The sequence below is a fragment of the Streptomyces sp. QH1-20 genome, assembly GCF_041283565.1.
Classification (GTDB): domain Bacteria; phylum Actinomycetota; class Actinomycetes; order Streptomycetales; family Streptomycetaceae; genus Streptomyces; species Streptomyces syringius.
Genome location: NZ_CP166299.1, coordinates 4,498,683 through 4,521,500, shown reverse-complemented (window position 1 = coordinate 4,521,500; position 22,818 = coordinate 4,498,683). Strand labels below are relative to the sequence as shown.

Below are 22,818 nucleotides of genomic sequence, written 5' to 3'. Positions count from 1 at the left end.
CGGGCGGGGCGAGACCCATGCGGGGCGAACGACCGGACGGCAGACTTCCGGAACGAGGAGTTCCGGATGGCCTGCTGGTCGGCGTTCTCGCGTTTCTGCTGGGGCTGGCCGGGCTGGTGTGGTCGGCGACGGGTCTCGCGGCCTTCTTCACCCACGGCGCCTGGCCGGAAGGCGTGACGTTCCTGCGCACCCCTCTGGCCCTGCGGCACCTGCTCAGCCGGCCGCAGGACCTGCCCGCCGCCTGGCCCGACACCCCACCGGATGCCCTCTCGGGCTATGGGCTCTTCTGGGGCATCCTGGTCAGCCAGCTCCTGGTCCTCATCGTCCTCACCGTCTTCGTCCTCGGCACGCTCGCCCGCTGGCGCGCGGTGCGGGCGCAGCGCCGGGAGCAGGGCCGTACGGACACGGCTACGGACACCGCCCCGCCCGCGCCCCTTCCCGCGCCCGCCCCCTCAGCGATTCCCCCTGCCTCGACCGCTGCCCCTCCCGCTTCGGCTTCCCTCGCCCCGGCCCCGGCCGTGGAGCACAGCAGGGCGGAGATCCCCGCCCCGCGCTCCCCCGCCGCCCAGCGCGTCCGCTACGGCGCCGACCGGCGGGACAGCGCGGCCCGCGTCCTCCTGGAGGCCGCAGGCCCGGCGCTGGTCACCACCAGCGACCCCGGCCTGTGGGCGGACACCAAGGACTCCCGCGCCAAGCTCGGGCCCGTCCACGTCTTCGACCCGGGCCATCTCCTCGACACCCCCGCCCGCCTGCGCTGGAACCCCACCGCGGGCTGCGAGACCCGCGACACCGCCGCCGCCCGCGCCGCCGCGCTCCTCGCGCCCGTACGGCCCATGAGCGCGCTCGACTCGGCCACCGCCGACACGGCGGAAACGCTGCTGCGCTGTTGGCTGCACGCCGCCGCCGTGGACGGGCGGCCGTTCCGCCAGGTGCACCGCTGGGCCCAGGGCGCCTCGGCGCACGAGCCCGTGCGGATCCTGCGTACGAACACCAAAGCGGTCGGCGGCACGGCGGGCGAGCTGGAGTCGGCGCTGACCGGCCACCCCGAACGGCGCGACATGGCGCAGGAACTGACGACCCGTGCCCTGGAGGCGCTGTCCTCCATCCACATTCGCGACGCCTGTAACCCCAATCGAGCCGATTCGCTCGCGTTGGAATCATTCATCGCCGAGGGGGGAACGCTGTACGTGGTGGGTGAGGCGATTGAGGATCCCCGCACCCGCCCGGGTGCGATGCCGCTATTGACCGCACTCGTCGCAAACGTGGTCGAGCGCGGCCGGGGCATGGCCGAACGGTCATCTTCCGGTCGGCTCGACCCACCACTGACGCTGGTGCTGGACGACGTGGCCGCCGTCGCGCCCCTCCCGGCCCTGCCGGACCTTCTCGCGGACGGCGAGCGGTGCGGCCTGCCCACCCTCGCGCTCATGCGCTCCGAGGAGCAGGCACGCGCCCGCTGGCCCCACCGCACCCTCGTGGGCTAGCCCGCCCGCACCCGCCCTACCGGCCGAAACCCGCCTCGATGATCCTGCCGACGACGGGGCTCGGGGTCTCGCTCTTCGCGTCCGTGGAATTGACCGAGTAGACGACCGTGCGGGAACGGTCGGGGGTGGCGCCGAACCCGTTCACATAGCCGTACCGCCCGCCCGTCTTGCCGTAGACGACGGTCTTGCCGACCTCCACGCGCGTCAGACCGCTGGTGTACGTGGCCTTCCTGACCTCGGCTGCGTCCCCGCCGGGGTTGTAGGCGGGGACGTCGGGGACGGTGAACATCAGCTTCAGCTCGGGCTCCGGCACCACGCGGCCCCGGAAGAGGGCCGACGAAAACCTCTCCAGATCGGCCGTGGTGGTGATCAGATCACCGGAGGCCCAGGTGATGGACTGGTTCCACTCGGTCACATCGACCAGCCGCGACGAGCCGTCCTTCGCCTTCACCGCCTGGTACCCGCGCGTGTGCCGCCCCTGGATCCTGGGATCGTTACCGGCGCTGTACGTGTCCTTGAGACCCGCCGGGATGATCACCCGGTCCCGTACCTCACGCTCGTAGGACCGGCCGGTCACCTTCTCGACGATCAGGCCCAGCACGTTGTAGCCGATGTTGGAGTAGTGCTGCTTGGTGCCCGGCGCGAACTCCATGGGCCTGCTGACGGCCCTGCTGACCAGCTCCTTGTGGTCCCACGTCGTGAAGCGGTGCGCGTACTGCCAGGCGAAGTCGGCCGGGAAGTCGGCGCTCGGCAGTCCGCTGGTGTAGTTCAGCAATTGGCCGACCCGGATCTCCGGGTAGTGGACGGGCAGCAGACCGGGCAGGTAGTGCTGAACGGTTCCGTCCAGTCTCACCTTGCCCTCGTGCACCAGCTGGAGCACGACCGCGGCCGTGAACGTCTTGGTGATGCTTCCGGCCCGGAAGCGCTCGTCGCCCTTCGGCGCCCGGTGCGTACGGATGTCGGCCTCCCCCGACGTGCCCAGCCACCGGCCGTCCGCGCCGCCCAGCCGGACCTGTGCGGCAGTGGCGTCCGCCGACGGCAGCCCGGCTATCGCCTGCCGCATCGCCTCGGCGTTCGGCGGCACCCGCCCGGCGACCGCAGCGGCCGACCGGGCCGGGGACGGTGAGGACGCGATGGCGGGCGAGATCGTGACGGCGACGCTCATGGCGGCGACCGCGGTCGCGAGGACGGCAATTCCCTTACGGCGCATGGTGAGACTTCCCCAGGTGATCGACAGACGACGGGTGACGCATCGGACGCGTCCCACCCATCCTGAAGATCGGCGCGCCCGCGCGAATCGCCGACGCGAGCGGTCTTACGCCCCACGCCCTCCCCCGCGCGAGGGAGGGAACGCCGCCCCGCCCCTCAGCCACCGCGGGCGATCAGCCCCGTCTCGTACGCGCAGATGACCGCCTGGATCCGGTCCCGCAGCCCGAGCTTCGACAGCACATTGCTCACATGCGTCTTCACCGTGTGCTCACTCACCACCAACTCGGCCGCGATCTCCGCGTTCGACAGCCCCCGCCCCAACAGGACGAGCGTCTCCCGCTCCCGCGCCGTGAGCGCCCCCAGTTCCTCCGACGGACCGGCGGCCGGCACCGCCACCGCCCGCCGCGTGAAGTCGGCGACCAGCCGACGGGCCACCGACGGGGCCAGCAGCGAGTCACCGGCGACGACCACCCGCACCGCGTGCACCAGATCGTCGCGGCGTACGTCCTTGAGCAGGAACCCGCTCGCCCCCGCGTGCAACGCCTCGTACACGTAGTCGTCCTGGTCGAAGGTGGTGAGCATGACGACCTTGCAGTCCGACTCCGAACAGACCGTCCGCGCGGCCTCGATGCCGTCCACGCGCGGCATCCGGATGTCGAGCAGCACCACATCGGGGGCATGCCGCCGCACGGCCTCGACCGCCTCCGCCCCGTCGCCGGCCTCGGCGACCACCTCGATGTCCGGCTGTACCTGCAGGATCATCGCGAAGCCGCTGCGCACCAGTTCCTGGTCGTCGGCCACCACCACACGGATCGTCACGTCCCCACCTCCGCCCCGGAGGAGATCATGAGCGGCAGCCGTACGGCAACGCGGAACCCCACCCCCTGCGGCCCGGGCCCGGAGACGGCCGTTCCGCCGTGTGCGGCGGCCCGCTCCCGGATGCCGATCAGCCCGCGCCCGCTGCCCGCGTACGGACGCGGCACCGCCGCACCCGCACCGTCGTTCTCCACCGTTACGGCGAGGGTCGCGGGCTCCCACACCAGACGCACGGTCACGGACCGGGCATCGGCGTGCTTGAGGACATTGGTCAGCGCCTCCTGCACCACCCGATACACCGTCACCTGCACATCGGGCGACGGCTCCTGAGGCTCGCCCGATACCGCCAGGCTCACCTCCAGTCCCGTCCGCCGCACCTCGTCCACGAGCGCGCCGAGCCCCGCCAGCGTCGGCTGCGGACTGCGCCCGGCATCCGGGTCGTCCTTCAGCACCCCGAGCATCCGGCGCAGCTGTGCCATCGCGTCCCGCCCGGCTCCCGAGATCGCGTCGAAGGCCGCCTCCGCGCGGTCGGGATCGGACCGTACGACGAGGGGCCCGGCCTCCGCCTGAACGATCATCAGGCTCACCGCGTGGGACAGGATGTCGTGCATCTCCCGCGCGATCCTGGCGCGTTCCCACTCGGCAGCCCGCTCGGCCTCCACCACCCGCGCCCGTTCCAGTTCGGCCGCCCGCGCCTCCACGGCCTCGGTGTAGGCCTGTCGGGTACGCGCCAGCACCCCGAGCGCGTACACCATGCTGAACAGGAACAAGGAGAAGAGATGCTCGCGGGCCGTGTTCTCCCGCAGGGCCACACCGAGAGCGATCAACGGCAGGCCCAGGACGATCGTGGTCCGGCGCTGCCACAGCCCCGCCTGCGCGGCGACCGTGAAGATGGCGACGATCGGGCTGTAAGGCAGCGGCTGGCCGGGCCCGTCCACGATCAGGTAGCCGAAGCCCGCCACGGTGATGGCCAGCAGCGACGCGAACGGCGCCCGGGTGCGCCACAGCAGCGGCAGCACCTGGAGCGACGTCAGCCCGTACATGGCCCAGGTGGCGGGCGGCAGGTCCGCCGGGCGCGGCACGACGAAGGGGATCGTCACCGCCGCCTGGACGACGGCGGTGATCACCGCGTCGACGGCCCACGGGCTGGCCCCGCTCAGCCGCCGGCCCAGCGCGCGTCTCAGCACGCCGGACGGGCCAAAGCCAGCTCGTACTCCTTCGCCGAGGGGTCGCCGGGCATGGGAACGACCACCCCGGTCGGCAAGAAGCCCAGCTTCCGGTAGAGCGCCTGGGCGCGCGCGTTGGCCTCGTGCACGTACAGCCGCACACGCTCCGCCCGGGGCTCGGACAGCGCCCACGACCAGTCGAGCGCGGCGCCGAAGAGCGCCTGGGTGAGGCCGGTGCCACGGTGTTCCGGCCGCACGAAGACACCGACGATGTGGGTCTGCGGCACGGTGGCGCCGCCACCGAAACCGCCATCCTCCCCGGGGAGTTCGACCAGGACCGTCACCGTCCCGGCCCACTCGCCGTCCGGGCCCTCGGCGACGAAACCGCAAATGGACTTCCCCTGGGCCGCGCTGTCCGTACGGTCCTTCCAGTACGCGTCGGGCTGGGCGACAGCTCGGTCGTAGGTGTCGAGGAAGGCGATCGGGGCGACGGGATCGGCGAGCGCGGCCAGCCGCAGTTCCTTGACCTTCGCCCATTCACCGGCTCGTACGGTTCTGATGAGGTGCTCCATCCGCCGATGTTCGCCCGTACGAACGACACGGTCAACGAACTTTCGCCCGAATCGGTGTACGCGTTGACGCGCCGGAAGGCCGGTTCTAGCGTCCGTCCGGAAGGAAAGGCGGGGTTGTCTGCCATGAACGATCGTCCAGGGAATCCATCGCCGTTCCCGGCACGGCCGACTGTCGTCATCGCCATGGGAGCGGACGAGGCCGCGGCGTCTTTGCCCGCCGACCTTCGCGCCGAGCTCGGCACCATGGCGAGACTGACGCCCGGGGTACTGACGGGAGACCTCACCGCACCGGAGGAACGTACGGCTCTTGCCGACGCCGAGGTGCTGATCACCGGTTGGGGGACCCCGCCACTCACCGAGGGCGTGCTGGCGTCCGCCCCTCGACTGCGTGCGGTGGTCCATGCCGCGGGGTCCGTCAGGGAACTGGTCAGCTCCGCGGTCTGGAATCGCGGCATCGTCGTTTCCTCGGCCGCCGAAGCGAACGCCGGCCCCGTGGCGGACTACACCTGCGCCGCCATCGTCTTCGCCGCGAAGAAAGCGATTCCCGCAGCCGCCGCCTACGCCACGGGCCCCAAGCCGGTGTTTCTCCACCGTGAGGGCGCTGACGGCCGCACGGTCGGGTTGATCGGCGCCTCCCGTATCGGCCGCCGGGTGCTCACCCGGTTGCGCGCCTCGGACGCGGAATTCCGCATCCTGCTGTACGACCCCTTTGTGTCCGCTGAGGAAGCGGCCGGGCTGGGCGTCGAGCTCGCGGGGGTGGATGAGCTGTGCAGTGCCAGTTCCATCGTGACGGTCCACGCGCCGCTTCTGCCGGAAACGCATCGGCTGCTGAATGCCGAGCGTCTCGCTCTCCTCCCGGACGGCGGCACGGTCATCAATACGGCACGCGGGGCTCTCGTCGATACGGACGCCCTCACCCGGGAATGTCGCACGGGCCGGCTGGACGCCATTCTCGACGTCACGGACCCGGAGCCACTCCCTAGGGGGCACCCGCTGCGCGAGCTGCCGAATGTTCTGCTCACCCCGCATATCGCGGGGGCCCAGGGCAGCGAGGTCCGCCGCCTTGGGGCGTACGCCGTCGAGGAAATCGGGCGGCTGGTGCGGGGGGAAATGCTGCGGGGTCAGGTCCGGGAAGAGGACCTGAGCCGGCTGGCCTGATGATTTTGTCCGGAAACGCAGAATAGCCCCCGCAGGAACCAAATGGCTCCCACAGGGGCTACTCTAAAAATTGTTCGGCGGCGTCCTACTCTCCCACACGGTCCCCCATGCAGTACCATCGGCGCTGAAAGGCTTAGCTTCCGGGTTCGGAATGTAACCGGGCGTTTCCCTAACGCAATGACCACCGAAACTCTATGAAATTAACCAACCGGAACACAACACGGTCGTTACTTCAGAACCTACACAGTGGACGCGAGCAACTGAGGACAAGCCCTCGGCCTATTAGTACCAGTCAGCTCCAACCGTTACCGGTCTTCCACACCTGGCCTATCAACCCAGTCGTCTACTGGGAGCCTTAACCCCTCAAAGGGGGTGGGAATACTCATCTCGAAGCAGGCTTCCCGCTTAGATGCTTTCAGCGGTTATCCCTCCCGAACGTAGCCAACCAGCCATGCCCTTGGCAGGACAACTGGCACACCAGAGGTTCGTCCGTCCCGGTCCTCTCGTACTAGGGACAGCCCTTCTCAATATTCCTACGCGCACAGCGGATAGGGACCGAACTGTCTCACGACGTTCTAAACCCAGCTCGCGTACCGCTTTAATGGGCGAACAGCCCAACCCTTGGGACCGACTCCAGCCCCAGGATGCGACGAGCCGACATCGAGGTGCCAAACCATCCCGTCGATATGGACTCTTGGGGAAGATCAGCCTGTTATCCCCGGGGTACCTTTTATCCGTTGAGCGACGGCGCTTCCACAAGCCACCGCCGGATCACTAGTCCCGACTTTCGTCCCTGCTCGACCCGTCGGTCTCACAGTCAAGCTCCCTTGTGCACTTACACTCAACACCTGATTGCCAACCAGGCTGAGGGAACCTTTGGGCGCCTCCGTTACTCTTTAGGAGGCAACCGCCCCAGTTAAACTACCCACCAGACACTGTCCCTGATCCGGATCACGGACCCAGGTTAGACATCCAGCACGACCAGAGTGGTATTTCAACGACGACTCCACACACACTGGCGTGCATGCTTCACAGTCTCCCACCTATCCTACACAAGCCGAACCGAACACCAATATCAAGCTATAGTAAAGGTCCCGGGGTCTTTCCGTCCTGCTGCGCGAAACGAGCATCTTTACTCGTAGTGCAATTTCACCGGGCCTATGGTTGAGACAGTCGAGAAGTCGTTACGCCATTCGTGCAGGTCGGAACTTACCCGACAAGGAATTTCGCTACCTTAGGATGGTTATAGTTACCACCGCCGTTTACTGGCGCTTAAGTTCTCAGCTTCGCCTGGACGAATCCAAGCTAACCGGTCCCCTTAACGTTCCAGCACCGGGCAGGCGTCAGTCCGTATACATCGCCTTACGGCTTCGCACGGACCTGTGTTTTTAGTAAACAGTCGCTTCTCGCTGGTCTCTGCGGCCACACCCAGCTCAGAGGGTAAACCTCATCACCAGACATGGCCCCCCTTCTCCCGAAGTTACGGGGGCATTTTGCCGAGTTCCTTAACCATAGTTCACCCGAACGCCTCGGTATTCTCTACCTGACCACCTGAGTCGGTTTAGGGTACGGGCCGCCATGAAACTCGCTAGAGGCTTTTCTCGACAGCATAGGATCATCCACTTCACCACAATCGGCTCGGCATCAGGTCTCAGCCTTAACGTGTGACGGATTTGCCTATCACACGGCCTACACCCTTACCCCGGGACTACCACCGCCCGGGCTGGACTACCTTCCTGCGTCACCCCATCGCTTACCTACTACCACCTTGGATCGGCGGCTCCACCACTTTCCTTTCCCCGAAGGGTCCGGAACGGCTTCACGGCCTTAGCATCAATGGATTCGATATTGGGCGTTTCAAAGCGGGTACCGGAATATCAACCGGTTGTCCATCGACTACGCCTGTCGGCCTCGCCTTAGGTCCCGACTTACCCTGGGCAGATCAGCTTGACCCAGGAACCCTTAGTCAATCGGCGCACACGTTTCCCACGTGTGTATCGCTACTCATGCCTGCATTCTCACTCGTGAACCGTCCACAACTCGCTTCCGCGGCTGCTTCACCCGGCACACGACGCTCCCCTACCCATCCACACGGTCGTTGGACCTATTGTATGAATGACACGACTTCGGCGGTACGCTTGAGCCCCGCTACATTGTCGGCGCGGAATCACTTGACCAGTGAGCTATTACGCACTCTTTCAAGGGTGGCTGCTTCTAAGCCAACCTCCTGGTTGTCTCTGCGACTCCACATCCTTTCCCACTTAGCGTACGCTTAGGGGCCTTAGTCGATGCTCTGGGCTGTTTCCCTCTCGACCATGGAGCTTATCCCCCACAGTCTCACTGCCGCGCTCTCACTTACCGGCATTCGGAGTTTGGCTAAGGTCAGTAACCCGGTAGGGCCCATCGCCTATCCAGTGCTCTACCTCCGGCAAGAAACACACGACGCTGCACCTAAATGCATTTCGGGGAGAACCAGCTATCACGGAGTTTGATTGGCCTTTCACCCCTAACCACAGGTCATCCCCCAGGTTTTCAACCCTGGTGGGTTCGGTCCTCCACGAAGTCTTACCTCCGCTTCAACCTGCCCATGGCTAGATCACTCCGCTTCGGGTCTTGGGCGCGCTACTCAATCGCCCTATTCGGACTCGCTTTCGCTACGGCTTCCCCACACGGGTTAACCTCGCAACACACCGCAAACTCGCAGGCTCATTCTTCAAAAGGCACGCAGTCACGACGCACCAAGCAAGCTTGATGCGCGACGCTCCCACGGCTTGTAGGCACACGGTTTCAGGTACTATTTCACTCCGCTCCCGCGGTACTTTTCACCATTCCCTCACGGTACTATCCGCTATCGGTCACCAGGGAATATTTAGGCTTAACGGGTGGTCCCGCCAGATTCACACGGGATTTCTCGGGCCCCGTGCTACTTGGGTGGTTCTCAAGCGAGCCGTACAGATTTCAGCTACGGGGGTCTTACCCTCTACGCCGGACCTTTCGCATGTCCTTCGCCTACCTGTACGGTTTCTGACTCGCCGACCAGCCGGCAGACTGATCAAGAGAACTCCCACAACCCCGCACACGCAACCCCTGCCGGGTATCACACGCATACGGTTTGGCCTCATCCGGTTTCGCTCGCCACTACTCCCGGAATCACGGTTGTTTTCTCTTCCTGCGGGTACTGAGATGTTTCACTTCCCCGCGTTCCCTCCACACTGCCTATGTGTTCAGCAGCGGGTGACAGCCCATGACGACTGCCGGGTTTCCCCATTCGGACACCCCCGGATCAAAGCTCGGTTGACAGCTCCCCGGGGCCTATCGTGGCCTCCCACGTCCTTCATCGGTTCCTGGTGCCAAGGCATCCACCGTGCGCCCTTAAAAACTTGGCCACAGATGCTCGCGTCCACTGTGCAGTTCTCAAGCAACGACCAGCCACCCACCACCCCAACACCAAGGTGTCGAGTTCACTGGGGCCGGCATCGCGAAGGTTCGAAACTTACGTTCCGTACCCTCAGATACCCAACAGCGTGCCCGACCCGACCGATCCGAGATTCACGTTCCACGCCGAAGCAGTACTAGTGACCCAAACCAATCGTGCCGAATAGTCAACGTTCCACCCATGAGCAACCGTGCAGAACATTTGTCTGCAGTCGGCTATGTGCTCCTTAGAAAGGAGGTGATCCAGCCGCACCTTCCGGTACGGCTACCTTGTTACGACTTCGTCCCAATCGCCAGTCCCACCTTCGACGGCTCCCTCCACAAGGGTTGGGCCACCGGCTTCGGGTGTTACCGACTTTCGTGACGTGACGGGCGGTGTGTACAAGGCCCGGGAACGTATTCACCGCAGCAATGCTGATCTGCGATTACTAGCAACTCCAACTTCATGGGGTCGAGTTGCAGACCCCAATCCGAACTGAGACCGGCTTTTTGAGATTCGCTCCACCTCACGGTATCGCAGCTCATTGTACCGGCCATTGTAGCACGTGTGCAGCCCAAGACATAAGGGGCATGATGACTTGACGTCGTCCCCACCTTCCTCCGAGTTGACCCCGGCAGTCTCCTGTGAGTCCCCATCACCCCGAAAGGCATGCTGGCAACACAGAACAAGGGTTGCGCTCGTTGCGGGACTTAACCCAACATCTCACGACACGAGCTGACGACAGCCATGCACCACCTGTATACCGACCACAAGGGGGCGACCATCTCTGGCCGTTTCCGGTATATGTCAAGCCTTGGTAAGGTTCTTCGCGTTGCGTCGAATTAAGCCACATGCTCCGCTGCTTGTGCGGGCCCCCGTCAATTCCTTTGAGTTTTAGCCTTGCGGCCGTACTCCCCAGGCGGGGAACTTAATGCGTTAGCTGCGGCACCGACGACGTGGAATGTCGCCAACACCTAGTTCCCAACGTTTACGGCGTGGACTACCAGGGTATCTAATCCTGTTCGCTCCCCACGCTTTCGCTCCTCAGCGTCAGTAATGGCCCAGAGATCCGCCTTCGCCACCGGTGTTCCTCCTGATATCTGCGCATTTCACCGCTACACCAGGAATTCCGATCTCCCCTACCACACTCTAGCCTGCCCGTATCGAATGCAGACCCGGGGTTAAGCCCCGGGCTTTCACATCCGACGCAACAAGCCGCCTACGAGCTCTTTACGCCCAATAATTCCGGACAACGCTTGCGCCCTACGTATTACCGCGGCTGCTGGCACGTAGTTAGCCGGCGCTTCTTCTGCAGGTACCGTCACTCTCGCTTCTTCCCTGCTGAAAGAGGTTTACAACCCGAAGGCCGTCATCCCTCACGCGGCGTCGCTGCATCAGGCTTTCGCCCATTGTGCAATATTCCCCACTGCTGCCTCCCGTAGGAGTCTGGGCCGTGTCTCAGTCCCAGTGTGGCCGGTCGCCCTCTCAGGCCGGCTACCCGTCGTCGCCTTGGTAGGCCATTACCCCACCAACAAGCTGATAGGCCGCGGGCTCATCCTTCACCGCCGGAGCTTTCCACCCACCCCCATGCGGAGGCAGGTCATATCCGGTATTAGACCCCGTTTCCAGGGCTTGTCCCAGAGTGAAGGGCAGATTGCCCACGTGTTACTCACCCGTTCGCCACTAATCCACCCCGAAAGGCTTCATCGTTCGACTTGCATGTGTTAAGCACGCCGCCAGCGTTCGTCCTGAGCCAGGATCAAACTCTCCGTGAATGTTTACCGGTTATCCGGTGACACTCGCGTTGAGCGGCACAACCAGACGGAATAAGTCCGGTCGTGCACAGCGTCCTCGCTGTGTTGTTGCCCACCAGACCCACAAGGGGACCGGCAGGACTTTCAAAGGAACCGCGTCCCGATCACAAGTGACCGGAGACGGGGTATTTTATAGTCTGGCGTTGACTTTTGGCACGCTGTTGAGTTCTCAAGGAACGGACGCTTCCTTTGTACTCACCCTCTCGGGCTTTCCTCCGGGCGCTTCCCTTCGGTATTTCGTGTTTCCAACCTTACCAGATCCGTTTCCGGTCCTGGCCCCCTGCTGGAGCGGGGTCCCACCGTTTCGCTTTCGCTTTCCGGCGGTTCCGACTCTATCAGATCCTTTTCCGTGCCGTTCCCGGCTCGAATTCGTTTCCGATTCCCCGTCGGCGGGGATTTGTTTCGCGCCTTTCGGCGTGATCACTACTTTACCGGATTCCCCCGGCGGTTCCTAATCGGAACCCGGTCCCGAATTCCGGCATGCCGAAATCGATCCCGTTCAAGGGCCGTGCAGTAGAGATTGCCGCCAGTGAGGCGTGAAGTGCCGCCTCGCCGTCCTCGCGGACGCCGTGGCAACTCGGAGAACTCTACACGAGCCCCGGGGGTGCTTCACCCCGGGTGCGCCCGGCTCCTGGCCGGACTCCGGGCCCGCCTCCTGGCCTAGCTCTTGCGCTTCTTCTTCCGGGCCGCCGGGTTGCCCGTACGGGTCGTGCGGCGGCGCTCGTAGCGGGTGCGCGCCTCCTCGTACTCCTCGCGGTGGAGCCGCTCGCCCGGCGCCTCGCGCAGGGCGCGGAAGAAGTAGGCGAGCAGCGACCCGATGAAGCCGATCATGAGGATGCTTCGCATCGACTTCTCGGCCGCAGGGTCGGCCGCCGGGTCCGGGCGGCGCTGGAAGCCCTCCCAGGTGCGGCGGAAGGCGAGGGCACTGCACACGGCGAAGGCGACGACCACCAGCATGTTGACCAGGTTGCCGACCTCGGCGACGGCCAGGCCCTCGTAGCCGAAGCGGAGGACGAACGCGCTGGCCGCCGCCGCGGCGAGCGCGCCCACGGCGACACCCGCCCTGCGCAGTGCGTAGCCGCCGTCGTGGTCGACCCAGGTCGTCCCGAAGAACCGGATCGGCTCCGGCTGCGGACCCGCTGCCTCGTGCTCATCGCTCATATGTCGATTATCGCCGTCGGCCGGGGACCCGGGCCGGGAGGATCGGAGCCGGAGCCGTCAGCCCGAGCAGCGGACCGCGACGAAGCCGCTGCTGCCGGTCTTCACATAGGCGTCCGACACGTACTGTCCCGGCGCGATGCTGTCCCAGATGTCCGTGGTGCCGCACGGGCCGGAGACCGTCTCGCCGCGGGTCTGGCAGCGGATCGGCACGCTGGAGCCCTGCGGGAGGACCTTGATGAGTTGGCTGGTCGAGCTCGGGCCGCGGCGGACGTTGACCTGGTAGCCCGGGGCGAGCGGGTAGTAGGCCACGGCCGCGGCGGCCTGCACCGAGAGCTCCGCGCTCTCGTCGTTGCCGCTGGTCTCGGTGAATTCCTCGGTGGCCATCCGGCCCTCCCCCGTGCGCGCGTCGAATGTCGTCGGAAAGTCGTCGGAAACTGGGTCCGCCCGTATGTCATGTGCAGGCTAGCAACACGGCTCGGCATGGCTTCCGGGTCTGTGAGGTGCCATCGACTAGGCTCCGGCACGCCGCCTGACGCGGCCGTAATACAACGGGGGTGGGGGAATGCCGCCGCTGCGCATGTCCGGGACGGGCCCGGAAGCGGAGGAGCCGGAGTATGCCGGCCGGTACCGGTTGGAAGGGCGTCTCGGCTCCGGTGGCATGGGCGTGGTGCACCTGGCGCGTTCCGCGTCGGGGCTGCCTCTCGCGGTCAAGGTGGTGCACGCCGAGTACGCGGTGGATCCGGAGTTCAGAGCGCGGTTCCGGCAGGAGGTCGCGGCCGCCCGACGGGTGAGCGGAGCGTTCACCGCGCCGGTCGTGGACGCGGATCCGGACGACGAGCGCCCCTGGATGGCCACCCTCTGCATTCCCGGGCCCACCCTGGCCGAGCGGGTGAAGCGGAACGGACCGTTGAGCCCCGACGAGGTGCGCCGGCTGGCGGCGGGGCTCGCGGAGGCGCTGCGCGACATCCATCGCGCGGGCGTCGTGCACCGCGATCTCAAGCCGAGCAATGTGCTGCTCGCCGAGGACGGGCCGAAGGTGATCGACTTCGGTATCTCCCGGCCGTACGACAGTGAATTGCGCACCGAGACCGGGAAGCTGATCGGGACCCCGCCGTTCATGGCGCCCGAGCAGTTCCAGCGGCCGCGGGAGGTCGGGCCCGCGGCGGATGTGTTCGCGCTGGCCTCGCTGCTGGTCCACGCGGCGACGGGGCGGGGGCCGTTCGAGTCGGAGAGCCCGTACATCGTCGCCTACCAGGTGGTGCACAACGAGCCGGAGCTGGCCGGTGTGCCGGAGGATCTCGTTCCGCTGATTCTCGCGTGCCTGGCGAAGGAGCCCGCCGACCGGCCGACGCCCGACGCAATCATGGCCATGCTGCCGCACGCGTCCCCTTCTTCCCCCTCTATTACCCCCACGCCGTTGCCGCCCCAGGTCCCTGAACAGCGGAACAGCACCCCCGTCCCGGCCGCAGGGCCCGCCGGGCCCATCGATTCCGCGGAGTCCGCCGAAGCGCCGCTCCCCCGCCAGGCCCGGTTCCGCCGGCGGAACCGGTGGATCGCCGCCGCTGCCATGGCCGTCGTGACACTGGCCGCCGTCGGCGGGTACTGGGCGCTGCGCGAGGTGGACGGGCTGCACCGGCCGTCGGAAGCCCGCCCCACGCCGATGGGTGCCGTCTGGCAGCCGTGGGAGACGTCCGTGCGCGAGGACGCGGCGGGGGACGGTGAGGTGCGGGCCGGGTTCTGTGCATACGGGAAGTCGGCCCTGTACTGCTCCGCGCGCGGAGTGTCGGCGGCCCGGATCCGGCCCGGTGACGGCGAGGTGGCCTGGCGACGGGAGGTGGCGGGCGGGTCGGCGCGGCCCGGTGACGGCGCGCCGAGCGCGCCCGTCGTCTCCGGTGGGCTGGTGCACGTGCTGGCGCCGGACGGGCGGCGGCTGTCGGCGCTCGATCCGGCGTCGGGCGAGCCGCGCTGGACGCGGGACGTGTCGGCGTTCCGGGGCCGGGTGTACCACGCGGGCGACACCGTGCTGCTGGTCGCGGCGGACGGAGTGGTCACCGCCGTCGACGGGGCCACGAACAAGGAGCGGTGGCGCCACGGGCTGCCCGGTCACTCCAAGCCCGTCTTCTCCTCGTACGGGACCGGGCCCGCCTATGCCGTCACCCCGTCGCCCGACGGGCGGCGCACGCGGATCGTCGCGCTCGACCCGGTGCGCGGCACGACGCTGTGGCAGCGGACGGCCGACGGCAATCTGACCGCCGTGGGGGCCGGCCCGGGCGGCGTCCTCCATCTCAGTGCCGCCGAAGCCGACACGCGGATTTCCGCGGTCGTCAGCTATGACCCTGCCGCCAAGCGCGAGCGCCGGGTCCCGCTCGGTACGCCGGTGGCCGCCACGAGCGTCGTCGCGCACGGCGGTTCGGTCTATGTGCTGTCCTCGGACGGCGGGCTCACCGCCTTCACCACCACCGTGGGATCGAAACCCTCGGCCCGGCTGTGGCGGCTGGACACCTCCGTCGCCAACGCGTCGGCGCTCGTCGCCGCCGACGACCGGCTGTACTTCTCGGCGGCCGACGGGCGGCTGCTGGCCGTGGACACCGTGCACGGCACGCTGCTCGGACAGACGTCACCCCGCCTGGCCAGGGCCGGGCGGGGTTATCTGGAGCTGCTCCCGGCGCCGGTCGCGGCGGACGGGAAGGTGTTCGGCGCGGCGCCGGACGGGACGGTGTTCGCGGTGGACGCGGGGTCACCGTCCCGGTGGCGGTAGCGGGGCTCGGGGCCGCGGAGCTTCCGGCCGGGGGGACCGGCTAGCCCAGTCGGGAGACGTCTCGGACGGCGCCCTTGTCCGCGCTGGTGGCCATGGCCGCGTAGGCCCGCAGCGCCGCCGAGACCTGGCGCTCGCGGTTCTTCGGGGCGTACCTGCCGCCGAGTGCCTCGCGGCGGGCCGTCAGCTCCTCGTCGTCGACGAGGAGTTCGATCGAGCGGGCCGGGATGTCGATGCGGATCCGGTCGCCGTCGGCGACCAGGGCGATCGTGCCGCCGGAGGCCGCCTCGGGCGAGGCGTGGCCGATGGACAGGCCCGAGGTGCCACCGGAGAAGCGGCCGTCGGTGATCAGGGCGCAGGACTTGCCGAGGCCGCGGCCCTTGAGGAAGGACGTCGGGTACAGCATCTCCTGCATGCCGGGGCCGCCCTTGGGACCCTCGTAGCGGATGACGACGACGTCGCCCTCCTTGATCTCCTTGCGGAGGATCTTGTCGACGGCGTCCTCCTGGGACTCGCAGACAACGGCCGGGCCCTCGAACGTCCAGATCGACTCGTCGACGCCGGCCGTCTTCACGACACAGCCGTCGACGGCCAGGTTGCCCTTGAGGACGGCGAGTCCGCCGTCCTTGGAGTAGGCGTGCTCCGCGTCGCGGATGCAGCCGCCGGCGGCGTCGGTGTCCAGGGAGTCCCAGCGCTCGGACTGCGAGAAGGCGGTCGCGGAGCGGACACAGCCGGGTGCGGCGTGCCACAGCTCGACGGCCTCGGCCGAGGGCGAGCCGCCGCGCACGTCCCAGGTGCCGAGCCAGTCCTTGATGCCGGACGAGTGGACGGTGTGCACGTCCTCGTTCAGCAGGCCGGCGCGGTAGAGCTCGCCGAGGATCGCGGGGATGCCGCCGGCGCGGTGCACGTCCTCCATGTAGTACGTGCCGCCGGGAGCGACGTTGGGCGCGACCTTGGCGAGGCAGGGCACCCGGCGCGAGACCGCGTCGATGTCCTTGAGGTCGTAGTCGAGCCCGGCCTCCTGGGCGGCGGCGAGCAGGTGCAGGATCGTGTTGGTCGAGCCGCCCATGGCGATGTCGAGGGCCATGGCGTTGTCGAAGGCGGCGCGGGTGGCGATGTTGCGCGGCAGGACCGACGCGTCGTCCTGCTCGTAGTAGCGCTTGGTGATCTCGACGACCGTGCGGGCGGCGTTCTCGTACAGCGCCTTGCGGGCGGTGTGGGTGGCGAGGACGGAGCCGTTGCCCGGGAGGGAGAGGCCGATGGCCTCGGTCAGGCAGTTCATGGAGTTGGCCGTGAACATGCCGGAACAGGAGCCGCAGGTCGGGCAGGCGTTCTCCTCGATGCGCAGGACGTCCTCGTCGGAGACGTTCTCGTCGACCGCGTCCACGATGGCGTTGATCAGGTCGAGCTTGCGGACCGTGCCGTCGACGAGGGTGGCCTGGCCGGCCTCCATCGGGCCGCCGGAGACGAAGACGACGGGGATGTTGAGGCGCAGGGCGGCCATCAGCATGCCGGGCGTGATCTTGTCGCAGTTGGAGATGCAGATCAGCGCGTCGGCGCAGTGCGCCTCGACCATGTACTCGACGGAGTCGGCGATCAGGTCGCGGGAGGGCAGGCTGTAGAGCATGCCGGCGTGGCCCATGGCGATGCCGTCGTCGACCGCGATCGTGTTGAACTCGCGGGGCACCGCGCCCGCCGCCAGGATCGCGTCGGAGACGATCCGGCCGACCGGGGCGAGGTGGGTGTGGCCGGGGACGAACTCGGTGAAGGAGTTGGCGACCGCGATGATCGGCTTGCCGATGTCCTCGCTCGCTACGCCCGACGCCCGCATGAGGGCTCGGGCACCCGCCATGTTGCGGCCGTGGGTGACGGTGCGGGACCTCAGCTCGGGCATCCTGCTCCACTCCTCGAAGTGCGTCGGCGCGCGGCATCGCCGGCGCCGGGTCGGCGTCTTCCGAGCCTACGCCCGTGATCCAAGATCCGGACAGGATCTCCGGGATATGAGACACAGAGCTCAGGCCGCGGGCGGGCGCCACCGGCCGGCCGGTGGTCTGGGGCCGTGGCCGTGGCCGCGCTCAGCCCTCGGTCAGATGGCGCTGGACGACCGGGGCCACCATGGCGATGACCTCCTCGAGGTCCGCCGAGGCCAGCGGCTCCACCTTGATCACATGGCGCAGCAGGGTGACGCCCACCAGCTGGGCCGCGGCGAGCTCCGAGCGCAGCCGTGGCTCCGGGACGTCCAGCTCGACCGCGACGCGGGCCGTCAGCCGGACCGTGACGAGGTCGCGGAAGACGGCGGCGGCGGTCTCGTTGGCCACTGCGGACCGGACGATCGCGAGGAGCGGCTCCCGGGTGACGGGGTCCTCCCACACGCCGAGGATGTAGCGGGTCAGCCGCTCCCCGATGGTGTCCAGCCCGCCGACCGCGGCGATGTCCTTCGCCTGGAGCGCGGGCGCGAAGGCCACCTCGACGGCCGCGCCGAAGATCTTCTCCTTCGGGCCGAAGTAGTGGTGGACGAGCGCCGGGTCGACGCCCGCGCCCTTGGCGATGCCCCGGATGGACGCCTTGTCGTAGCCGTGCTCGGCGAACTCGGCGCGGGCGGCGGTGAGGATCCGCTCGCGGGCGCCGGGGCCGTCGCCCGCGTCCGTACGGGCGGGTCTGCCGCGCTTCCTCGGGGCGCCCTCCCGCGCGTCGCTCACAGGCGGGGCACGCGGGTCGGGGAGGCGAGGTGCAAGCGGGTGAAGGCCAGGGCCTCGGCGAGGTCGGCCTCGCGCTCCGCGCTGGACATCGCGCGGCGGGTGTTGACCTCGATCACCACGTGCCCGTCGAAGCCGCTGACCGCGAGCCGTTCCAGCAGCTCGGCGCAGGGCTGCTTGCCTCGGCCGGGCACCAGATGCTCGTCCTTGGCGGAGCCGTTGCCGTCGGCGAGGTGGACGTGGGCGAGCCGGTCGCCCATCCGGTCGATCATCTGGAGGGCGTCCGTGCGGGCGGTGGACGTGTGCGAGAGGTCGACGGTGAAGTGGCGGTAGTCGTCCTTGGTGACGTCCCAGTCGGGCGCGTAGGCGAGCATCTCGCGGTCGCGGTAGCGCCAGGGGTACATGTTCTCGACGGCGAAGCGGACGTCGGTCTCGTCCGCCATCCGCCAGATCCCGCGCACGAAGTCACGGGCGTACGAGCGCTGCCAGCGGAACGGCGGGTGGACGACCACGGTGGTGGCGCCCAGCTTCTCGGCAGCGGCCCGGGCGCGCTGGAGCTTGACCCACGGGTCCGTCGACCAGACGCGCTGGGTGATCAGCAGACAGGGCGCGTGGACGGCCAGGATCGGGACCTGGTGGTAGTCGGAGAGGCGGCGCAGCGCCTCGATGTCCTGGCTGACCGGGTCGGTCCAGACCATGACCTCGACACCGTCGTACCCGACGCGGGCGGCGATCTCGAAGGCCGTCGCCGTCGACTCGGGATAGACCGAGGCCGTGGACAGCGCGACCTTCGCATCCGGGATGCGCACCACTGGCTCTGTCACGGGGAACAGCGTACGACCGCCTCTCACGGGACGGGCAGGTGGTCCAGCCGCCGGAGGATCACTCCTTCGCGCAACGCCCACGGGCAGAGCACCAGCTCTTCCACTCCGAACAGGTCCATCGCCGCCTCGGCGACGAGCGCGCCCGCCAGCAGCTGGGGCGCCCGGCCCTCCGACACGCCGGGCAGCGCGGCGCGCTGTTCGACGGTCATCGAGGCGAGCTTGGGCACCCACTGCTCCAGGGCGCGGCGGCTCAGCGTGCGCTTGACGTAGAGGCCCTCGGTGGAGCGGGCGGCGCCGGCGATGCGGGCGAGCTGTTTGAAGGTCTTCGAGGTGGCGACGATGTGGTCGGGGGCGCCGCGGCGGGAGAAATCGCCGACGATGCGGGCGATCTGGGCCCGTACGTGGCGGCGCAGCGCGCGGACGTCGGTGGGGTCCGGCGGGTCGCCCGGGAGCCAGCCGGCCGTCAGCCGGCCGGCGCCCAGCGGCAGCGAGACGGCCGCGTCGGGCTCCTCGTCCAGGCCCAGCGCTATCTCCAGGGAGCCGCCGCCGATGTCGAGGACGAGGAGTTTGCCCGACGACCAGCCGAACCAGCGGCGGGCGGCGAGGAAGGTCAGGCGGGCCTCCTCGTCGCCGGTCATGACGGGCAGCGTGATGCCGGTCTCCTTCGTCACGCGTGCGAGGACGGCGTCGGCGTTGGGCGCCTCGCGGACCGCGGAGGTGGCGAACGGCAGGACCTCCTCGACGCCCTTGTCCTCGGCGGCCTGCAGGGCGTCCTGGATGACGGCGATCAGGCGGTCTATCCCGGCGTCGCTGATCGCGCCGTGGTCGTCGAGGAGTTCGGCGAGCCGCAGCTCGGTCTTGTGCGAGTGGGCGGGCAGGGGGCGGGCGCCCGGATGCGCGTCCACCACCAGCAGGTGGACCGTATTCGAGCCCACGTCGAGGACACCGAGTCTCATGGCGTGAACGCTACTGCCGCTCTCGGGGCGCTTAGGCTTGAGGGGTGGCGAAGACGAAGAAGGCGAAGCAGGGCAAAGCGCAGGACAAAGCCTCCAAGAAGACCAAGGTCATCGATGTGAAGGCCGAGATCTCGGACGAGGTGGGGCTTGATTTCGCCCGTGCCTGGGTCGAATTCCCCGACCCGGCGGACGACGAGCAGCTCTTCCGGTGCGATCTGACCTGGCTCACCTCTCGCTGGAGCTGCATCTTCGGCAGCGGCTGCCAGGGCATCCAGGCGGGGCGGGCGGCCGACGGCTGCTGCTCGCTGGGCGCGCACTTCTCCGACGAGGACGACGAGAAGCGGGTCGCGGGCCATGTGGCGCGGCTGACGCCGGACATCTGGCAGTTCCACGACGTGGGCACCGACAGTGGTTGGACGCAGCTCGACGAGGACGACGGCGAGCGGCAGACCCGGCGCTGGAACGGCTCGTGCATCTTCCAGAACCGGCCGGGCTTCGCGGGCGGCGCGGGGTGCTCGCTGCACATCCTCGCCCTGAAGGAGGGCCGCGAGCCGCTGGAGACCAAGCCGGACGTGTGCTGGCAGCTGCCGATCCGGCGTACGTACGACTGGATCGACCGGCCGGACGACACGCAGGTGCTCCAGGTCACGATCGGCGAGTACGACCGCCGCGGCTGGGGCCCGGGCGGCCACGACCTGCACTGGTGGTGCACGTCGGCGACGTCCGCGCACGGCGCGGGCGACCCGGTGTACGTGAGCTACGCGCCGGAGCTGACCGAGCTGATGGGCAAGAAGGGGTACGCGCGGCTGGTGGAGCTGTGCGAGGAGCGGCTGTCCTCCCTGCTGCCGATGGCTCCGCACCCGGCGGACGGCGGGCGGACGGCGAAGCTGCCGGACCGCCGCTGACGCGGTTCGCGCTCGCGGGACGGCTCGCCGGTCACATCACGACGTGAACCGCCGATAGGCCCACCCAGCGGACCGCAGGTCAGTTCGTGGCGCTCGGGGACGGCGCCGGGGGCGGGGCGGTCGGGGTCGCGGGCGGCTGGGTCGCGGCGGGGGTCGGCTCGGGGGCGGCGCCGCGCCCCTCGATCGTCACCACGGAACCGCCCGGCGCGACGGCCACCCGCGCCGTCCAGTGCCCCACCGGCTCCCGGTCCTGGTCGACATAGACCGTGACGGTCACCGACTGGCCCGGGGTGAGGACGCCGCCCACCCGGTTCAGCCGCAGCCACGGCGCGTCGGTCGTCATCGACCAGCGCACCGGCTGCCCGCCGTCGGCGGTCAGCGTGATCAGCGTGGTGGCCCCGCTGGGCTGCGCCTCGACCGTCAGCCGACCGGGGCCGTGGCCCGGTCCGGACGGGGCCGGCAGCGGCCGGGTGCTGTCGCCCGGGGCGGGCGATGCCGTGGCGGCGGCCGCCACCGGCACGGGTCTGCCGTCCGGGCCGAGCACCGCGACCGAGACGTCGGAGGCCCGGCGGCGCACGGCCGAACGCGCGTCGGTGGAGGTGTGGGACCGGCCGACCTCCTCGTACGGGATCCGGCCGAGCCCGTCCGTCTCCCGGGCGGAGACCGACGCCGTGTCCTGCCCCTCCCCGATGACCGGCCCCCCTCGGTAGGCGGCCCACAGGGCCAGCACGGGGGCGGCCACGACCGTCGCGACGACCGTCGTCGTCACGGCTCTGCTGCGCAGCCTGCCGCGCCGCGCGGCCCGGTCCTTGGGGGCCAGCGGGAAGCCCTTGCGGTCGAACCGGGGCATCACCCCCGCCGGCGCCGCGCGCTGCGGGCGTGCGGCCAGGGCGCACAGCATGGCGGCGTGCGCCGCCGCGCGCGGTGCCTCGAGCACGGGCAGCGCGGCGGTGGACGCCGACGTCCCCGGCCAGGGGTCGCCCGCGTTGGCCCGCTCGGCCGTCCGCCGGCAGTCGGCGCAGTCGTCGACGTGTCGCACGAGCTCACGCCGCAGCGCGGCCCCCAGCAGCATCTCCGTGTCACCCGCGAACCGCGCGACGACCGGGCAGCGGCCGGACTCCACGACGGCCAGCGCGGTCCGGGTGCGCTCCACCTCGCACGCGGCACTGGACAGCAGTGCCCGGGTCGCGTCGGGGTCCAGCCGCAGCACCACGCCGACCTCGTGGGGGGTGAGGCCGTGGCGGACGGCCAGTTCGAGGGCCTCGCGCTGCTCGGGGGTGGTGCCGGCGGCCTCCGGCCAGGCCAGCAGGGACAGCTCCGCGCGGCGGTGGGCGGCCAGGGACCCCGTCGGGACGGGGTCGGCGACCTTGGCGCCGCGCTCCGCGAGCCTGCGCAGACAGGCCCAGCGCGCCAGGGCGTACATCCAGGGGCGGCGCATCTCCTCGTCGGCGGGGGCCCGGTCGGCGCGCCGCTCGGCGAGGGCGAGCGCCTCGCCGAGCACGGAGGTGGCGGAGTCGTGCTCGCACAGCACGGACAGGCAGTAGGTGAACAACCCGTCCAGGAACGGCTCGTACCGCACGGGCGGCCGCTGCACGAGGGTGTCGTCGACCGCGCGCGGCGCACGGCGGTGTGGATGAAACGCGCCGGTGGCGTACGTAGGGTGCTCGGGGCCGCTGCTTGTCATCCCGGCGACGGTAGGCGGATGACGCACCCTCCCTCGTCCTGCTCGCACAGGTTTAACCCGTTCGGGTGACCATCTCCCTCGAAGGGGGACAGGAACTGTACGTTCCGGCCGGAGTGCCGGAGTGGGAGAGGCCCGGGGTGGGTCGGGGTGGCGATCGGCTGCGTCCGTCCTGTCGGAAGCACTGTCGGGGCACCGCCGGGGGCCTG

General features: G+C 68.8%; 15 protein-coding genes and 3 rRNA genes. 4 read left to right on the top strand and 14 right to left on the bottom strand.

The genetic code is table 11. The features are described 5' to 3' along the window. Window positions 1-17 precede the first annotated feature (17 nt). Window positions 18-1,481, top strand: a complete 1,464-nt coding sequence (locus AB8O64_RS20535) for a type VI secretion protein (RefSeq protein WP_370420523.1) — start codon at window positions 18-20, stop codon at window positions 1,479-1,481. A 16-nt stretch (window positions 1,482-1,497) separates the two neighbouring features. On the opposite strand, the gene AB8O64_RS20530 is transcribed toward AB8O64_RS20535, so the two are convergent. From AB8O64_RS20530 to AB8O64_RS20515, 4 genes are all read right to left on the bottom strand, one after another. Next, the gene (locus AB8O64_RS20530; protein WP_370420521.1) at window positions 1,498-2,691 is read right to left on the bottom strand and encodes a serine hydrolase domain-containing protein; all 1,194 of its coding nucleotides are present in this window, start codon (window positions 2,689-2,691) and stop codon (window positions 1,498-1,500) included. 155 nt (window positions 2,692-2,846) lie between these two features. After that, a complete protein-coding gene (locus AB8O64_RS20525) occupies window positions 2,847-3,509 on the bottom strand; it encodes a response regulator (protein WP_370420519.1) in 663 nt (220 codons plus the stop codon). Beyond that, a complete protein-coding gene (locus AB8O64_RS20520; RefSeq protein ID WP_370420517.1) occupies window positions 3,506-4,693 on the bottom strand; it encodes a sensor histidine kinase in 1,188 nt (395 codons plus the stop codon). The genes AB8O64_RS20525 and AB8O64_RS20520 overlap by 4 nt, the downstream gene beginning before the upstream one ends. After that, window positions 4,687-5,244, bottom strand: coding sequence for a GNAT family N-acetyltransferase (locus AB8O64_RS20515; RefSeq protein ID WP_370420515.1), 558 nt, complete (start codon window positions 5,242-5,244; stop codon window positions 4,687-4,689). Before AB8O64_RS20515 ends, AB8O64_RS20520 begins: the two co-directional genes overlap by 7 nt. Before the next feature lie 183 nt (window positions 5,245-5,427). Here AB8O64_RS20515 and AB8O64_RS20510 point away from each other — a divergent pair, with 183 nt between their 5' ends. After that, window positions 5,428-6,402 (top strand): hydroxyacid dehydrogenase, encoded by a 975-nt coding sequence (locus tag AB8O64_RS20510; RefSeq protein WP_370423908.1) that lies wholly within the window; start codon window positions 5,428-5,430, stop codon window positions 6,400-6,402. Between the two features lie 72 nt (window positions 6,403-6,474). On the opposite strand, the gene rrf is transcribed toward AB8O64_RS20510, so the two are convergent. From rrf to AB8O64_RS20485, 5 genes are all read right to left on the bottom strand, one after another. After that, window positions 6,475-6,591, bottom strand: a 5S ribosomal RNA gene (gene rrf / locus AB8O64_RS20505). A 73-nt stretch (window positions 6,592-6,664) separates the two neighbouring features. After that, window positions 6,665-9,788, bottom strand: a 23S ribosomal RNA gene (locus AB8O64_RS20500). A gap of 280 nt (window positions 9,789-10,068) precedes the next feature. Beyond that, window positions 10,069-11,592, bottom strand: a 16S ribosomal RNA gene (locus AB8O64_RS20495). Together the 16S, 23S and 5S rRNA genes form the textbook arrangement of a ribosomal RNA operon. A gap of 699 nt (window positions 11,593-12,291) precedes the next feature. Continuing rightward, complete coding sequence (locus AB8O64_RS20490; RefSeq protein ID WP_370420513.1) at window positions 12,292-12,792, bottom strand: hypothetical protein; 501 nt, start codon at window positions 12,790-12,792, stop codon at window positions 12,292-12,294. 57 nt (window positions 12,793-12,849) lie between these two features. After that, window positions 12,850-13,176, bottom strand: a complete 327-nt coding sequence (locus tag AB8O64_RS20485) for an SH3 domain-containing protein (protein WP_370420511.1) — start codon at window positions 13,174-13,176, stop codon at window positions 12,850-12,852. A gap of 178 nt (window positions 13,177-13,354) precedes the next feature. On the opposite strand from AB8O64_RS20485, the gene AB8O64_RS20480 reads away from it, so the two are divergent. Then, window positions 13,355-15,550 (top strand): PQQ-binding-like beta-propeller repeat protein, encoded by a 2,196-nt coding sequence (locus AB8O64_RS20480; RefSeq protein ID WP_370420509.1) that lies wholly within the window; start codon window positions 13,355-13,357, stop codon window positions 15,548-15,550. Window positions 15,551-15,590: 40 nt separating this feature from the next. Here the strand turns inward: AB8O64_RS20480 and ilvD are convergent, their stop codons facing one another. The 4 genes from ilvD to AB8O64_RS20460 all read right to left on the bottom strand — a co-directional run bounded on the left by ilvD (window position 15,591) and on the right by AB8O64_RS20460 (window position 20,023). Next, the gene (gene ilvD / locus AB8O64_RS20475) at window positions 15,591-17,441 is read right to left on the bottom strand and encodes a dihydroxy-acid dehydratase (RefSeq protein ID WP_370420507.1); all 1,851 of its coding nucleotides are present in this window, start codon (window positions 17,439-17,441) and stop codon (window positions 15,591-15,593) included. Window positions 17,442-17,622: 181 nt separating this feature from the next. After that, the gene (locus AB8O64_RS20470) at window positions 17,623-18,246 is read right to left on the bottom strand and encodes a TetR family transcriptional regulator (protein WP_370420506.1); all 624 of its coding nucleotides are present in this window, start codon (window positions 18,244-18,246) and stop codon (window positions 17,623-17,625) included. After that, window positions 18,243-19,067, bottom strand: coding sequence for a sugar phosphate isomerase/epimerase (locus AB8O64_RS20465; RefSeq protein ID WP_130878251.1), 825 nt, complete (start codon window positions 19,065-19,067; stop codon window positions 18,243-18,245). Before AB8O64_RS20465 ends, AB8O64_RS20470 begins: the two co-directional genes overlap by 4 nt. A gap of 23 nt (window positions 19,068-19,090) precedes the next feature. After that, on the bottom strand, window positions 19,091-20,023 hold the full coding sequence (locus AB8O64_RS20460; RefSeq protein ID WP_370420504.1) for a Ppx/GppA family phosphatase: 933 nt from the start codon (window positions 20,021-20,023) through the stop codon (window positions 19,091-19,093). Window positions 20,024-20,067: 44 nt separating this feature from the next. Between AB8O64_RS20460 and AB8O64_RS20455 the strand changes: the two genes are divergently transcribed. Then, window positions 20,068-20,928, top strand: a complete 861-nt coding sequence (locus AB8O64_RS20455) for a hypothetical protein (protein WP_370420502.1) — start codon at window positions 20,068-20,070, stop codon at window positions 20,926-20,928. 79 nt (window positions 20,929-21,007) lie between these two features. Here the strand turns inward: AB8O64_RS20455 and AB8O64_RS20450 are convergent, their stop codons facing one another. Next, window positions 21,008-22,612 carry a sigma-70 family RNA polymerase sigma factor gene (locus tag AB8O64_RS20450; RefSeq protein ID WP_361934923.1) on the bottom strand — a complete coding sequence of 535 codons (1,605 nt, stop codon included), beginning with the start codon at window positions 22,610-22,612 and terminating at the stop codon, window positions 21,008-21,010. Window positions 22,613-22,818 lie beyond the last annotated feature (206 nt).